The organism is Shewanella sp. ECSMB14101 (genome assembly GCF_000773485.1).
Taxonomy (GTDB): Bacteria; Pseudomonadota; Gammaproteobacteria; order Enterobacterales; family Shewanellaceae; genus Shewanella; species Shewanella marisflavi.
On record NZ_JSFF01000035.1, the window covers coordinates 1 to 14790 of the forward strand.

Annotated in this window: 10 protein-coding genes; 6 read left to right on the forward strand and 4 right to left on the reverse strand. The window is 49.8% G+C overall.

Annotated elements, in window-relative coordinates:
• Positions 1–767 precede the first annotated feature (767 nt).
• The gene (locus tag NY07_RS17745) at positions 768–1910 is read left to right on the forward strand and encodes a DcaP family trimeric outer membrane transporter (protein WP_033540703.1); all 1143 of its coding nucleotides are present in this window, start codon (positions 768–770) and stop codon (positions 1908–1910) included.
• Positions 1911–1959: 49 nt separating this feature from the next.
• Here the strand turns inward: NY07_RS17745 and NY07_RS17750 are convergent, their stop codons facing one another.
• The 3 genes from NY07_RS17750 to acs form a co-directional block, all read right to left on the reverse strand.
• On the reverse strand, positions 1960–2217 hold the full coding sequence (locus NY07_RS17750) for a GrxA family glutaredoxin (protein ID WP_011865330.1): 258 nt from the start codon (positions 2215–2217) through the stop codon (positions 1960–1962).
• 65 nt (positions 2218–2282) lie between these two features.
• The gene (locus NY07_RS17755) at positions 2283–4022 is read right to left on the reverse strand and encodes a DEAD/DEAH box helicase (RefSeq protein ID WP_052125888.1); all 1740 of its coding nucleotides are present in this window, start codon (positions 4020–4022) and stop codon (positions 2283–2285) included.
• 125 nt (positions 4023–4147) lie between these two features.
• On the reverse strand, positions 4148–6100 hold the full coding sequence (acs, locus tag NY07_RS17760; RefSeq protein ID WP_033540705.1) for an acetate--CoA ligase: 1953 nt from the start codon (positions 6098–6100) through the stop codon (positions 4148–4150).
• Between the two features lie 178 nt (positions 6101–6278).
• On the opposite strand from acs, the gene NY07_RS17765 reads away from it, so the two are divergent.
• The 4 genes from NY07_RS17765 to NY07_RS17780 all read left to right on the forward strand — a co-directional run bounded on the left by NY07_RS17765 (position 6279) and on the right by NY07_RS17780 (position 12433).
• Positions 6279–9701, forward strand: a complete 3423-nt coding sequence (locus NY07_RS17765) for a hybrid sensor histidine kinase/response regulator (protein ID WP_033540706.1) — start codon at positions 6279–6281, stop codon at positions 9699–9701.
• A 33-nt stretch (positions 9702–9734) separates the two neighbouring features.
• Positions 9735–10346 (forward strand): fumarylacetoacetate hydrolase family protein, encoded by a 612-nt coding sequence (locus NY07_RS17770; RefSeq protein ID WP_033540707.1) that lies wholly within the window; start codon positions 9735–9737, stop codon positions 10344–10346.
• 375 nt (positions 10347–10721) lie between these two features.
• A complete protein-coding gene (locus NY07_RS17775) occupies positions 10722–12011 on the forward strand; it encodes an NAD(P)/FAD-dependent oxidoreductase (RefSeq protein WP_033540708.1) in 1290 nt (429 codons plus the stop codon).
• Positions 12012–12187: 176 nt separating this feature from the next.
• Positions 12188–12433 (forward strand): YdcH family protein, encoded by a 246-nt coding sequence (locus NY07_RS17780; protein WP_033540709.1) that lies wholly within the window; start codon positions 12188–12190, stop codon positions 12431–12433.
• Positions 12434–12565: 132 nt separating this feature from the next.
• On the opposite strand, the gene NY07_RS17785 is transcribed toward NY07_RS17780, so the two are convergent.
• Entirely contained in the window at positions 12566–13435 is an 870-nt protein-coding gene (locus tag NY07_RS17785) for a LysR substrate-binding domain-containing protein (protein WP_033540710.1), read from the reverse strand.
• Between the two features lie 188 nt (positions 13436–13623).
• On the opposite strand from NY07_RS17785, the gene NY07_RS17790 reads away from it, so the two are divergent.
• Positions 13624–14754 (forward strand): S-(hydroxymethyl)glutathione dehydrogenase/class III alcohol dehydrogenase, encoded by a 1131-nt coding sequence (locus NY07_RS17790; protein ID WP_033540711.1) that lies wholly within the window; start codon positions 13624–13626, stop codon positions 14752–14754.
• Positions 14755–14790: the final 36 nt, after the last annotated feature.

The window sequence follows — 14790 nt, forward strand, 5'->3', positions numbered from 1 at the left end:
AAGGTTCGAATCCTTCACGACCCACCACTTCCTCTAAGTGTTAAGTTTTTCTGATAATTTAGAAAGTTGTTAGCTCAGTCGATGCTCTTTAGGCAAAGAGGCAGTTGGCTTTACTTTTTAATCCACATTGGTCGAAGGTTCGAATCCTTCACGACCCACCACTTCCTCTAAGTGTTAAGTTCTTCTGATAATTTAGAAAGTTGTTAGCTCAGTCGATGCTCTTTAGGCAAAGAGGCAGTTGGCTTTACTTTTTAATCCACATTGGTCGAAGGTTCGAAGCCTTTACGCCCCACCACTTCTCCAATCATCCCTGATTTTGTTGAACTCCTTATTATTTGTTGTCGATTTCGGTTAACTAGCCACAGTTCAAATAGCAGTGACCCAATATTAGTGATCTAATAACTCATTGGATGTGCTTTAAGTAAAGAAGCTGTTGGCTTTACTTTTTAATCCACATTGGTCGAAGGTTCGAATCCTTCACGATCCACGACTTTTTTCCTCGCTTTAGTTTTTTTCTTAAAATATTTATAACTTCGTTGATCCATGTTTATTGCCGCTAAGCATTAGTCGGTTTATTACGTCGTATTATTTGCTGACTCGTTTTGACGATTAGATTGTACTTCGCTCAACCTAGACTAATTCACTAGCTTTTTCTCGAATATTAGCCTTGGCTGTTCGACCTTTGTCTTATAGACGTTTTGCTAATGTTACTTGTTTGTTAACTCCGTCATATTCATTGCGATAATAATGAAAAAGGGAGAGGACAGATGAAACACGCAAAAATGTCTGTGGCAGCTGCAGCAACTATACTGGCGCTAGGTTCCAGTGCTGCGATGGCCGAGACTGAATTTAAGTTTGGTGGCTATGTAAAAGCCGATGTCATGTTTAGTGATTACAGCAATGGGGCACCAGACTCGGGCAATCTTTCTCGCCAATTTTATGTACCAGGCACTATCTATGGAACACCTGGGAATGGCGAGCAAGTTGTTGATTTTCAAGCGAGAGAGTCTCGCTTTAATTTTAAGACAGTAACAGATCTTGATGGTCACAAGCTGACTGGATTCATCGAATTAGACTTCATGACGCATACAGATGGTAACGAGAGAGTATCTAACAGTTACTCGCCACGTATTCGTCACGCCTTTGTGAGCTTTGACAATTGGACCGTGGGCCAGACCTGGACGACCTTCCAAAATCCAGGCGCATTGCCAGAAAACTTAGACTTTGTTGGTGCGGCAGATGGCACGCCTTTCGTGCGTCAGACTCAGGTGAGATATACCAATGGTGGATTCCAGTTTGCCTTAGAAAACCCTGAAACCACAGTAACGCCTAACGGTGGTGGCGGTCGTATAACCAGCGGTAGCGGCATGGTGCCAGATTTTGTTGTGCGTTATAACTTTAACACCCAAGGTGGCTCTAAGTTTACCTTGGCGGGTCTGGCACGCCAGTTGAATCTTGACAAGGGTGATATTGACTCTCAAACCATGGGTTACGGTGTCAGCTTTACTGGGGTGATCCCGATTGGTGATGATGATTTTAAACTGTCGGCAACTGCTGGTGATGGCATGGGGCGTTATATGGCGCTTAACTATGCCAATGCGGGCGTATTGGATGCCGATGGCGATATTGAGACCATCAGCTCCTATGGCGGTTTTGCCTCGTACCGTCATTGGTGGAATGATAAATGGCGCTCCAGCTTTACCCTATCTGGCTTTAAGGCGGACAATGATGTGGCATTGACCGGTGGTCTGGTGAATGAAGAGTCCTATTCTGGCTACATTAACTTGCTCTATTCGCCTGTGAAACCTATGACGGTTGGGGTGGAGTATATGTATGCGGAAAACACTAAGCAAAATGGCGATAAGGGTGAATTAAACCGCGTTATCTTCTCGGTGAAATATGTCCTTTAGGACGTGACGTTAAAATAAAAAAAGGAGGCTTAGCCTCCTTTTTTATCAATCATAGCAAATTGTTATCGCGAACATATTGTTCAAATTCGGTGCAACCACCAATGTGCTCCTGATCGATGAAGATCTGCGGCACAGTTTCAACTGGCTTACCTACCGTCTTTTCCAGATCGGCCTTGGTGATACCCTCTGCATGAATATCGACATACTTAAACTTAAAATCATCACGGGATTCAACCAGTTGTTCTGACAGTTGTACCGCTCTAACGCAGTAAGGGCAGCCTGGGCGGCCGAAAATTACAACAAACATATTCGCTCCAGAAGTAAATGTTGCTGACTTTATACCACAGGGCAACGAGGTTTGCATATGCCAGATCATACAAACTTATGCTGGCTGTCGAATCGCCCACGATAGTCGAAGAAACGCTCAACCAACTCCCAGCCTCGCTTACCTTTTTTCAACAACAAAAGATCCGGTATTCGGAAAAGCTCCCGCGCGGCGACTACCTGCTCTGGCTTGTTAAATGAGGGCTGTTTCTGGCCTGGGGTGCGTATATGTTGATGCACAAATACGCCGTAAAAAGCCCGAATTTGTGCCTTGGTAGCAAAATTAAAATAACAGGAGAAATCGTTACCCTCGATATCCAGGTAACGCACCTTAAGTCGGTCGTTATCGGCCTCAAAAAGCATTTCCTGGCATCGGAACAGATGATGATGTTTCTGTTGCAGTACCTCTTTAAGGCGCTTATCTGGGTCGATTAATGTCGACTGGCAGTGCTGACATACCTTAGCGGCAATGTCATTTTCTTCACCGCATTCAGGGCAAGCCTTAGCGCGAAAACGAAAGTCACACTGCTGCTTGCCATCAGGCCCTGCAACTGTTGCCTGACAGCGCCGGCCAAAATGTTCGATGATATCGCCATCATTATCTACCAGTCCCCAGAAGATGTTTGCAAAGCCGCAGACGGGGCAGGGAACCTGTACCGGCACGCTCTTACTGTCGGGCTTGGGACGGCCTACTTCGGGGAAGAAGAGGTCGAAGCCATTGGCGGCATAGTCGATCACTAAGCAGTCCCGCTTGCCTTCACAGATCCTCAGGCCCCGACCAACCATCTGCTGGAACAGGCTCACTGAAGCCGTGGGTCTTAAGATGGCGATAAGGTCCACATGGGGGGCGTCAAAGCCTGTGGTCAGTACGGCCACATTGACCAGATAGCTGAGCTCCCGACGTTTAAAGGCGTCGATGATGGCATCGCGCTCCTGGCTTGGCGTATCGGCTGTGATAAGCCCTGCCTGGGGGCTGTCGAGCAGCGTCATGATCTCCTGCGCATGACGCACGGTCGCCGCGAAGATGATGGTGCCTGCTCGGGTGTTGGTCAGTTGCCTTATCTGTTCCACAATCGCCTTTGTGGCGCGTCCGGCGTGGTTTAGCAGGGAATCAACTTCGGTCTCGCTATATTCGCCATTGGCACTGGGTGAGAGCTCACTAAAGTCATACTGGGCAGATAGGCCGTCAAGCACCTTGGGGGGCGTCAGAAATCCCTGTTTAATGAGCGGGCGCATCGGCAGTTCAAAAATGCAGTGTTCAAACACTGGCTGCTCAGTATTTCCGACTTTGCCATGATAGTGATAGCGGTAGATCCAACCACTGCCAAGACGATAGGGGGTAGCCGTTAGACCTAATAACCTGAGTTTCGGGTTCTGTGCCTTGAGATGGTTAAGAAGCTGCTGATACTGGCTCTCTTTCTCGTTGGAGACGCGGTGGCATTCGTCGATGATCACTAAAGAGTAGGGCTGGTTAAACTGTTCGGGATTACGCACTGCCGATTGGATGCTGGCAACCACTGTCTTGTTGCGGGTGGATTTCTGTTTAAGGCCAGCGGAAAAGATACTGGCCTCCTCGGTCAGTAAACCAACCTTCTCGGCATTTTGCGCTACCAGTTCTTTGACATGGGTAAGCACTAGGGTGCGCCCCTTGGCAATGCGAGCCAATTCGGCGATGACGATACTCTTCCCTGCACCGGTTGGGAGTACCAGGAGGGCTGACTCATCGCTGCGCTTAAAATGATTGATGGCGGCGTCGACGGCCTGGCGTTGGTAGTCTCTAAGTTGCAAAACGGCTACGTGATCTGTGATTGGGGCAGTCAGGATAGCAGTGTAGATTTGTAGCGGCTAGGGGAGAAATATAAAAAAAGCCCCTCAAAGAGGGGCTAGAAGAGAGAATTTAGTCTATTGAGCGTTTATTCGCTGCGATTGAGACGTGTCTCGATAAGGGTGTCGATCACCGCTGGATCGGCCAGTGTCGATGCATCACCCAGATTAGTCACTTCGTTAGCGGCGATCTTACGCAGGAAGCGGCGCATGATCTTGCCTGAACGTGTCTTAGGCAGACCGCCAGCCCATTGGATGAGATCCGGCGTCGCCAGGGCGCCAATCTCTTTTCTCACCCACTGACGCAGTTCTTGACGCAGTTCTTCGCTCTCTTGAGTGCCCTTAGTCAAGGTGACATAGGCATAGATACCTTGGCCCTTGATGTCGTGAGGGTAGCCCACGACAGCAGCTTCGGCGACATGTTCATGTGCTACCAGCGCACTCTCAACTTCGGCTGTACCCAGACGGTGGCCCGATACGTTAATCACGTCGTCGACGCGACCCGTGATCCAGTAGTAGCCATCTTCATCACGGCGAGCACCGTCACCGGTGAAGTACATGCCGCGGAATGTCTTGAAGTAGGTCAGAGCAAATCTGTCATGATCACCATACACGGTGCGCATCTGCCCAGGCCAAGAGTCGAGGATCACTAAGTTACCCTCGGCAGCGCCGTCGATGATGTTACCCATGTTGTCCACCAGTGCAGGTTGTACGCCGAAGAATGGGCGAGTAGCCGAGCCTGGCTTAGTGTCTGTGGCGCCTGGTAGTGGCGAAATTAAGATGCCACCGGTTTCGGTTTGCCACCAGGTATCTACGATAGGACAGTTTTCATGGCCGATCACTTCATGGTACCAGCGCCAAGCTTCAGGGTTAATCGGCTCACCGACCGAACCCATGATGCGCAGCGAGCTGCCATCGAAGCTATCAAATTGTTCTTTACCTTCGGCCATCAGGGCGCGAATCAAGGTGGGTGCGGTATACAGGATGTTGACCTTATGGCGGTCGATCATCTCACCCATACGAGCAGGGCTTGGGTAGTTAGGAATACCTTCGTGGATCAATATGGTCGCGCCATTAGCTAGCGGTCCATAGACCATGTATGAGTGACCGGTGATCCAACCCACATCGGCGGTACACCAGTAGATCTCACCCTCTTTGTAATCAAACACATATTCGTGAGTCATCGAAGCATAGACCAGGTAGCCGCCAGTGGTGTGCAGTACGCCCTTGGGGTTACCGGTTGAGCCTGAGGTGTATAGCAAGAAAAGTGGGTCTTCAGCACCCATCTCTTCGGCAACGCAATGCTCTGATGCGGTTTCCATCAGTGCATCCCATTTGATGTCGCGACCTTCTACCCAGTTGACTGGGTTGCCTGTGCGCTCAAGCACGATCACCTTTTCAACGCAATTGACGTCAGGGTGAGAGAGTGCCGCATCTATGTTGGCTTTTAATGGAATGGTACGTCCACCGCGCACCCCTTCATCAGCGGTGATCACTACCTTAGATTTGCCATCGATAACACGAGAGGCAATAGAGTCTGGCGAGAAACCACCAAAGACCACAGAGTGGATGGCACCTATGCGAGCACAAGCTAGCATGACGACGGCAGCTTCTGGCACCATGGGCATGTAAACCGTCACCACATCACCGCGACGTACCCCTTGGCTACGCAGCGCATTGGCAAACTTACATACTTCTTTGTGCAGCTCACCATAGGTGAGTGTGCGTTGCTCTGCTGCATCATCACCTTCCCAGATGATGGCAAGCTTGTCAGCATTGTCTGCCAGGTGACGATCGAGACAGTTAACTGACGCATTGAGCGTGCCATCGTAGAACCAGTTAATCGACAGGTTATGGTCGTCGAAAGAGGTTTTCTTTACCTTGGTAAAAGGCTTCATCCAATCGATGCGCTGGCCGTGCTCTCTCCAGAAACCTTCGGGGTTAACCACTGATTCCTGATACATTTTTTTATATTTTTCGTCATTAATATGGGCATTCGCCGCGATTTCGCTTGGAACTTTGTAGAGAGACTGGGTGCTCATCTGACTTCCTTTTATTTCTAATTGTGCGTGGATAAAGTATGGAATGCTTAGGCTCTTTACCTCTATTAGACCTTGGTCTAGTAAAAAAATATCCTTAATTTTTAGTCTGTTGTGATTATATTTGCATGAGATTTAAGCTAGTATTTAGCGCAGAATAATTAAAAGAATTGGAATTGCTATGAATCTGACGCTGGTTGTCGGTGTGATTGCCCTATTATATGTCTCGCTACTCTTCCTGTTGGCTTGGGGAGCAGAGCGTTGGTTTGGGCGGATCACTAAGAAAATACAGACTTGGACTTATGGTTTAAGTTTAGCGGTTTATTGCTCCTCCTGGAGCTTTCTCGGCACTGTAGGTCAGTCGGCGCAGGATCTCTGGTCCTTCTTGCCTATTTTTCTTGGTCCTATCCTTATCTTTACCTTTGGGTTTGGTTTACTGCGTAAGATGGTGATTGTCTCAAAGGCGCAAAACATCACCTCGGTGGCTGATTTTATTGCCGCGCGTTATGGCAAGTCGCAAACCATTGCCGCTATCGTCACCCTTATTGCCCTGTTTGGTATCATGCCCTATATCGCTTTGCAGCTTAAGGCGATGGTGTTTAGTCTCAATCTGTTCCAGCCCGAGGGTGCCCTCTATGATGGCGCTTGGGTTTCGCTTATCGTGACCGGCATTTTAGCTTTGTTTGCGATCTTGTTTGGTACCCGCAAACTTGATGCCACAGAGCATAACCCAGGGATGATGCTGGCTATTGCCTTCGAGTCTCTGGTCAAATTGGCGGCGTTTCTCTTAGTCGGCGTGGTGATAAGTTTCGGTTTCTTCGATGGCTTTGGTGATATCTGGCAGCAGGCAAGTGAACGTCAGCTTATTAGTCATCCAGAGCTTCGCCTTGAGAATCTGATGCCCCAGTTGTTGGTGGGCATGGCGGCATTTCTTTGTATGCCGCGTCAGTTTCACGTGATGATGGTGGAGTGTAAGGATGAGCCCACCTTGGTAAAGGCCAAGTATCTGTTTCCGCTTTATCTGATCCTCTTTGGCATGTTTGTAGCGCCGCTCGCCCTCGCAGGTAAGTTGATACTGGGGGACAGTGTGTCGGCCGATACCTATGTGATCAATCTGCCTTTGGCGTTGGATCAGCCTATGCTGGCGGTGATTGCGCTGCTGGGTACTCTTTCGGCAGCGACAGGCATGGTGATTGTCGCCGTGGTGACCATTAGCGTTATGGTCAGTAACGAATGGCTGGTGCCTTTGATGTTGCACTCAGGCAAGATCCGTCAGAAGAACTTCAGTCAGTTTTCTCAGTTTTTACTAAATGCTCGCCGCATTGCCATCGTTTTAATCTTAGGGCTGGGGTATTTCAGTTACCTCTCTTTCATGAACAGTGATTCGCTGTCCGCGCTCGGCATGCTCTCCTTCGGCGCCTTCGCGCAGTTGGCTCCTGCACTGATCGGTGGCATGTACTGGAAGTATGGTAATCGTGGTGGAGTCTATTTAGGACTGATCGTCGGTTTCAGTCTCTGGTGTTACATACTCGTGCAGGGAATAAGCGATAGTCAGGGGGTTTTTGGTGGTGAACTGGCACTGCTTGAAAGTATCAATCCTAATGTGCGTGATATTCTCACCGCGCTGCTGGCCAATCTAGCGTGTTATGTGCTGGGTTCCATCTGGTTTCGTGCCGGTGTGGCAGAGCGGATCCAGGCCAGTGCCTTCGTGACACCAGGTGAGCTGAAAAACACCAGTAACCGTAAGGCAAGCCCTATCTCACAGCAAGATCTGCTGATCTTGGCTAGCCGCTTTGTCAGCCCGACACGCGCCTATGAGAGTTTTTCACGTTTTTCCGATGAAGCGGTGCGCAGTGACAGTTGGCATAAGGTCGCTTCGCCTGAGCTGATCGCCCATACCGAGCATATGTTGGCTGGCGTCTTGGGGGGATCCAGCGCCTCTTTGGTGATGGATTCAGTGCTGCAAGGGCGCGATTTGGCGCTTGATGAGGTGTTCAGCCTGGTGGATGAGGCTTCCTCTAAGATCATTTTGAGTCAGGATATGCTCAGAGGCGCGATAGAGCACGCTTACGAAGGGATGAGCGTGGTGGATAAAGACCTGAATCTGGTTGCGTGGAACTACAAGTATGTTGAGCTGTATGACTACCCGGAAGATTTCCTGCAAACGGGGATGCCGATAGCTGATGTGGTGCGTTTCAATGCTGAGCGTGGTTATTGCGGCCCGGGCGATGTGGAGGAGCAGGTAGCCAAGCGGGTGCAACATATGCGTAATGGTACGGCTCACGTGTCTGAGCGCGAGCGCCAGGATGGCAAGGTGATTAAGATTCAGGGCAATCCTATGCCCAGCGGCGGTTTTGTGATGACTTTTACCGACATCACCCAGTATCGTGAACATGCTAAGGCGCTGCAGGAGGTTAACGAAACCCTGGAGGCCAGGGTAAAAGAGCGTACCTATGAGCTGGCGCTATTAAATAGTGAGTTGCTAGAGGCTAAGGCGCAGGAAGAGAATGCCAATGCTTCTAAGAGCCGTTTTTTGGCTGCTGTTGGCCACGACCTGATGCAACCTCTAAATGCCGCTCGTCTGTTTACCGCCTCATTGGCACAATATCCGAATCTGGACCAGGAGGGGCGCACCACACTGTCTCATGTTAATAGCTCTCTCAAGATAGCTGGCGAGCTGCTGACCGATCTCTTGGATATCTCCAAGCTGGATTCGGGCATGGTGGAAGTGAATCGACGCGATTTCTCGGTGGCCGAATTGCTAGAGGGGTTAGCGGTGGAGTTTGATGCGATGGCCAAGGATTATGGTATCAAGTTTTCCATGGTGGCCAGCTCAAGCATCATCAGCTCAGATCTCAGCTTGCTCAGGCGTGTGCTGCAGAACTTTCTAACCAACGCCTACCGCTATGCCAAGGGGAATCGGGTATTGCTGGGGTGTCGTCACCGAGCCGGCGGACTGGAGATCCAAGTGATCGACACAGGTTGTGGCATCGACGAGCAGGAGGTTGGGGAGATCTTTAAAGAGTTTAAACGATTGGATAATCCTCAAAGTAAGAGCGTTAGCGGTCTAGGGTTAGGTCTTGCTATTGCCGATCGCATTGCCAGGGTGCTGGATCATGATATACGCGTGGTGTCCAAATTAGGGCAGGGTTCAATGTTTTCCATTACCGTCCCCTTGGGTGAAAAAACCAAGGTGGCACTACCCAAGAAGGCTAATCCTGTCATGCAACCGCTTGCAGGCGTCAAGGTGCTTTGTATCGATAACGAAGAGGCAATCCTTGCAGGCTTGGAAAGCTTACTCAGTCGTTGGCAGTGTGAAGTGATCTGCGCCAGTGATCTGGCCGATGCTCGTATCAAGCTGGGTTTGAAAGGGGTTGCCCCAGATATTGTGCTCGCCGATTACCACTTGGATAATGGCCAAAATGGGGTTGATGCCATGGATGGGATCCGGGCTCTGTATGGCGAGCATCTTCCGGGGATCTTGATCACCGCTAATACCCGCAAGGATTTGGTGGACGATGTGCAGCTGCGTGGCTATCACTATATGGCTAAGATGGTTAAACCCGCAGCGCTGCGAGCGCTGATATCCAGCTTAGTGAAGTAAAAATTATCTAAATTAACAGCGAAGGAGTGAAGATTGCGTTCGGTTAAATATTTAGAGCAACACGTGACACCGAGCAAGATAGTCTGCGTCGGGCGAAATTATGTCGAGCATATTAAGGAACTCAACAACGAGATCCCAGACGATATGGTGTTGTTTGTTAAGCCCAACTCGGCGATTTCAGACACCTTATTAAGTGTGCATCAGGAGCCACTGCATTATGAGGCCGAACTCTGCCTCATGGTGAAGGCGGGTCGATTTGAGGCGGTCGGTGTCGGCTTAGATCTCACCAAACGCCAGTTACAGAGTCAACTGAAGGCCAAGGGACTCCCTTGGGAGCGAGCGAAGGCCTTTGACGGCGCGGCACTCTTTAGCGAGTTTGTGCCTTTGAGTGGGGAGTTGGCTTCCTTATCGTTTCGTTTAGCTGTCGATGGGGAGCTACGTCAGTCTGGTGATGTGACTATGATGATTAATCAGCCTGGTGCTATTTTAGCTGAGTTAGGCACTTTCATGCAGCTTGAGGATGGCGATATCCTGATGACGGGCACGCCTAAAGGGGTAGGGCAGATTGTTGCTGGCGAGTGTTTTACATTGAGCCTTTATCAAGATGATAGGCTGCTGATCAGTCACAGCTGGCTGGCGCAATAAACAAATTTAACCAAATCATATTTGTCTGTATGAAACGGGGAAAAGATTTTTCTGTGTTTGGCTTTTTGTGCTTGCCTTTCTGTGTTTGCCTTTCTGTATTTGGCTTTCGGTGCTTGGTTAGGTAAGGGGGTGAAAGCCACATCGGCCTTACTTTAAATCAACTCCATTTGTGCTTGTTACGTTTGTTGGTTATTGGATTGATAGTCACTATTTAGCGCTGTATTAGCCAGCGCTAACCGCTCACTGTTTTCTCTGACTTTATTTAGTTGACCTAAGTTTGCACCTAGGTATACTCGAATATCAAACATGTTGTAAAAAATATAAAACAAAGCAGCTGTAAGCTGCGCAACTAATTGATCAACTAAGGAAAGCCAGATGCCATTACCCCGTTGTAACTCATACTATAACGCTACCATCAAACAAGAGACACAGTACCCTGCTTTGGAGGGGGAGGTTGATGTTGATGTGGTGATCATTGGTGCTGGATTTACCGGGGTGGCAACAGCCCTGGAGTTGGCAGAGCAAGGGATTAAAGTCGCAGTCGTCGAGGCCAATAAGGTGGGCTGGGGGGCGACCGGACGCAATGGTGGCCAGGTAACCGGCAGTCTTTCTGGCGATAACGCTATGGTAAAACAGCTCCGCAATCGTATCGGCCAAGAAGCGGAAGAGTTTGTCTGGAACCTGCGTTGGCGTGGCCATGAGATCATCAAGAAGCGGGTCGAGAAATATCAGATAGATTGCGATCTCAAGTTTGGTCATCTGCACACAGCCTATAAGCCGGCTCATATGGCCGAGATGCAGGCTACCTATGAAGAGGGGCTCAGAAGGGGCATGGGGGATGAGCTAACTTTGCTGAGTAAGGCCGACATTCCCGACTATCTGGACACGCCGCTGTATCATGGTGGCTTATTGAATCGCCGTAACATGCATCTGCACTCGGTCAACCTCTGCATCGGCGAGGCGAGGGCCGCCGAGGCCAACGGCGCCTTAATTTTCGAAGCCTCACAGGTGCTCGATATTCGTGATGACAAGCGAGTGACGGTCACAACGGATAAAGGCAGAATTACTGCCAACTGCGCGGTACTTGCGGGCAATGCTTATCATAAACTGGCGCGGCGTAAGTTGAGCGGTATGCTGTTTCCCGCATCACTGGGTAATTGCGCCACAGTGAAGCTAGACCCACAATTGGCCAGGCAGCTTAATCCCCATGACATAGCCGTATACGATAGCCGCTTCGTGCTCGACTATTATCGCATGACCGCCGACAACCGACTGATGTTTGGTGGCGGCACCAACTATTCAGGGCGGGATTCAAAAAATGTCGCCGCCGAGTTACGTCCGGCGATAGAACGCACCTTCCCACGCCTCAAAGGGGTCGAGATAGAGTTCGACTGGACCGGCATGGCAGGTATCGTGGTTAATCGCATTCCACAGCTTGGTAAGGTCTCAGAGCATCTGTTTTACTGTCAGGGGTATTCTGGCCACGGCGTGGCGACCTCTCATATCATGGGTGAAATCATGAGTCAGGCGGTACGTGGGCAGCTAGCCGAGTTTGATCTATTTGCGAGCATGAAGCAGATCCGCTTGCCAGTAGGCGATTGGCTGGGTAATCAAGGTATGGCACTCGGGATGCTTTACTACCGCATGATGGAGCATTTCAGATAGTCTGCCGCGGATAGAATCATCACTGTAAACCTCATTAAACAGCGGGTTAAAACTCAATTTATCAACTCTTTGCAGTATTTTGTGAGGTGAATACTGATCGGGAGCGTGATGGCGTGCTACATTTATCAACAAGGCATAATTTAGATCCATTTATCTGCTCAAATAAAGGGGGCCTTATGCTCGGTGAAAACCACTCGCTCGTTAACGACTTTCCAGATTATCAAGACTTGATCCTCAAATTGACTGAATCCGATGAAGGGTTCGCCACAGACAACAAAAAGTACAGCGCACTCGATAAAGAGATCCGAACCTTAGAGTTAAATGATGCGCCTATTGACGATAGCGCCATGAATCAGCTGAAGCATGAAAGGGCTGAGCTGAAAGATGTCCTCTATCAGCGTTTGCTCGCCGCCAGTACCTAAATATTGGCCTGTGGTATAGGCCAGATTTAGTTCAATAGATAAAAACGCACCTTCATCTAGAGTGGAGGCGGCGTTTTTGTTGTTTTCACTGCATTTTAAGCCGCTCTTTAGCGATTAACCCGAGTCTAAAGATTAAGGGAGCTTCTCGCTGAGAAATTCGACCATCAGCTTGACCTTAGGGGAGAGGTGGCGATTTTGCGGATAGAGGGCCCAGACGCCTTCGTTAGGTTCCTGATAGGCGTTGAGCACAGACACCAAACGTCCCACTTTAAGATCCTGACCGACATAGTAGTTTGGCAGCTGCACTAGCCCTAGGCCTTTGAGCGCCGCATCCCTTAATCCATGGCCCGTATTACAGCGCAGGTTGCCCTTTATTTTGACTTGACGCTCTCGTCCCTGCTCGATGAAACGCCAATAGTCATAGTTACCCTGCAGGCAGTTGTGCTGACTGAGTTCTGACAGGCTATGGGGTTCACCGAAGCGCTTAAGATAATCGGGCGATGCACAAACATAGTTGATCCGCTGACTCACACGTCTGGCCATCAGGCTGGAATCGGCGAGTTTGCCGATGCGGATTGCCAGATCTATGCCTGCATCGATTAGCTTGACCTGACGGTTGGTGAGTTCGATATCCACCTCGACACTGGGATAGGCTAATAGGAAATCGTTGACGACGGGTAGAATATATTTTTCGCCATATGCAACCGGGGCTGTCATGCGCAGTAAGCCCTGGGGCAGGCCCTTTAAACTGCTAAGTGCGCGTTCGGCTTCATCCAGACCATCAAGCACCTGACGGCAATGGCGGTAGTAGAGATTACCTTCTTCTGTCATCGAGACCTTACGCGTGGTGCGGTACAGTAACTTAGTATTTAGTCTCTGTTCCAGTGCGCCGATTTGACGACTCACCTGGGCGGTAGAGATCCCCAGTCGCTTCCCTGCCTGGGTGAAGCTTTCGGTTTCGGCGACCGCTACAAATTCGCTGACCCCCTCCCATTCTTGCATAGATGGTCCTTTATTATTACCAGTTGGTAAAAATGATTTGCTTAAAATGCAGATTATCATCTTATGAGAAATAAATAAAATAGAGGCAAGTAATCAAATTCACTGCGATGCAACTGCTGGCACGACAAGCCAATGGCCAGCGACTACATTGAAGTGGGCAGACAGAAACAGTTAATGGAGCAAGCGAGATGACAGACAAATTTATTAAATCTAAGGCAGCAATCGCCTGGGGTCCAGGTCAACCTCTGTCGGTAGAAGAAGTGGATGTCATGTATCCCAAGGCGGGTGAAGTCTTGGTTAAGATAGTGGCGACAGGTGTTTGCCATACCGATGCATTCACGCTGTCGGGTGATGATCCTGAAGGTGTCTTTCCCGCGATCTTGGGCCACGAGGGTGGCGGTATCGTTGAGGCCGTCGGCGAAGGTGTCACCAGTGTCGCTGTGGGGGATCATGTTATTCCTCTCTATACCCCTGAGTGCGGCGAATGTAAGTTCTGTAAGTCGGGCAAAACGAACCTGTGTCAAAAGATCCGTGAGACCCAAGGTAAGGGGTTGATGCCAGATGGCACCACTCGTTTCTATAAAGATGGTCAGCCGATCTTCCACTACATGGGCTGCTCAACCTTCTCCGAATACACAGTACTACCTGAAATTTCACTGGCCAAGGTGAACCCTGAGGCGCCACTGGAAGAGGTCTGCCTGCTGGGGTGTGGCGTGACCACAGGCATGGGTGCGGTGCTCAATACAGCAAAAGTAGAGCCGGGGGCCAGCGTTGCTATCTTCGGCATAGGCGGTATAGGTTTATCTGCCATCATAGGCGCGACCATGGCGGGCGCCACGCGTATCATTGCCATCGACATCAACGAGAGCAAATTTGAACTGGCACGTCAGTTAGGTGCGACCGATTGCATTAATCCGAAGGATTATGACAAGCCGATTCAGGAAGTGATTGTCGAGTTAACCGATGGTGGCGTTGATTACTCATTTGAATGTATCGGTAACGTCGATGTGATGCGCTCAGCCCTTGAGTGTTGTCATAAGGGGTGGGGTGAGTCAGTGATCATAGGTGTTGCAGGTGCAGGCCAAGAGATCTCGACCCGTCCGTTCCAGCTGGTCACCGGGCGTGTTTGGCGTGGCAGTGCCTTTGGCGGTGTCAAAGGGCGTTCAGAGCTGCCAGAGATTGTCGAAAAGTATCTGCGTGGTGAGTTTAAACTGAGCGACTTTATTACCCATACCATGGCACTTGAGGAGATCAACACGGCTTTCGATCTTATGCATGAGGGTAAGAGTATCCGCTCTGTGGTGCACTTTAACCGATAAAGCAGGATGTGGCGCTGTTAGTCGTAGCGCCCTTTA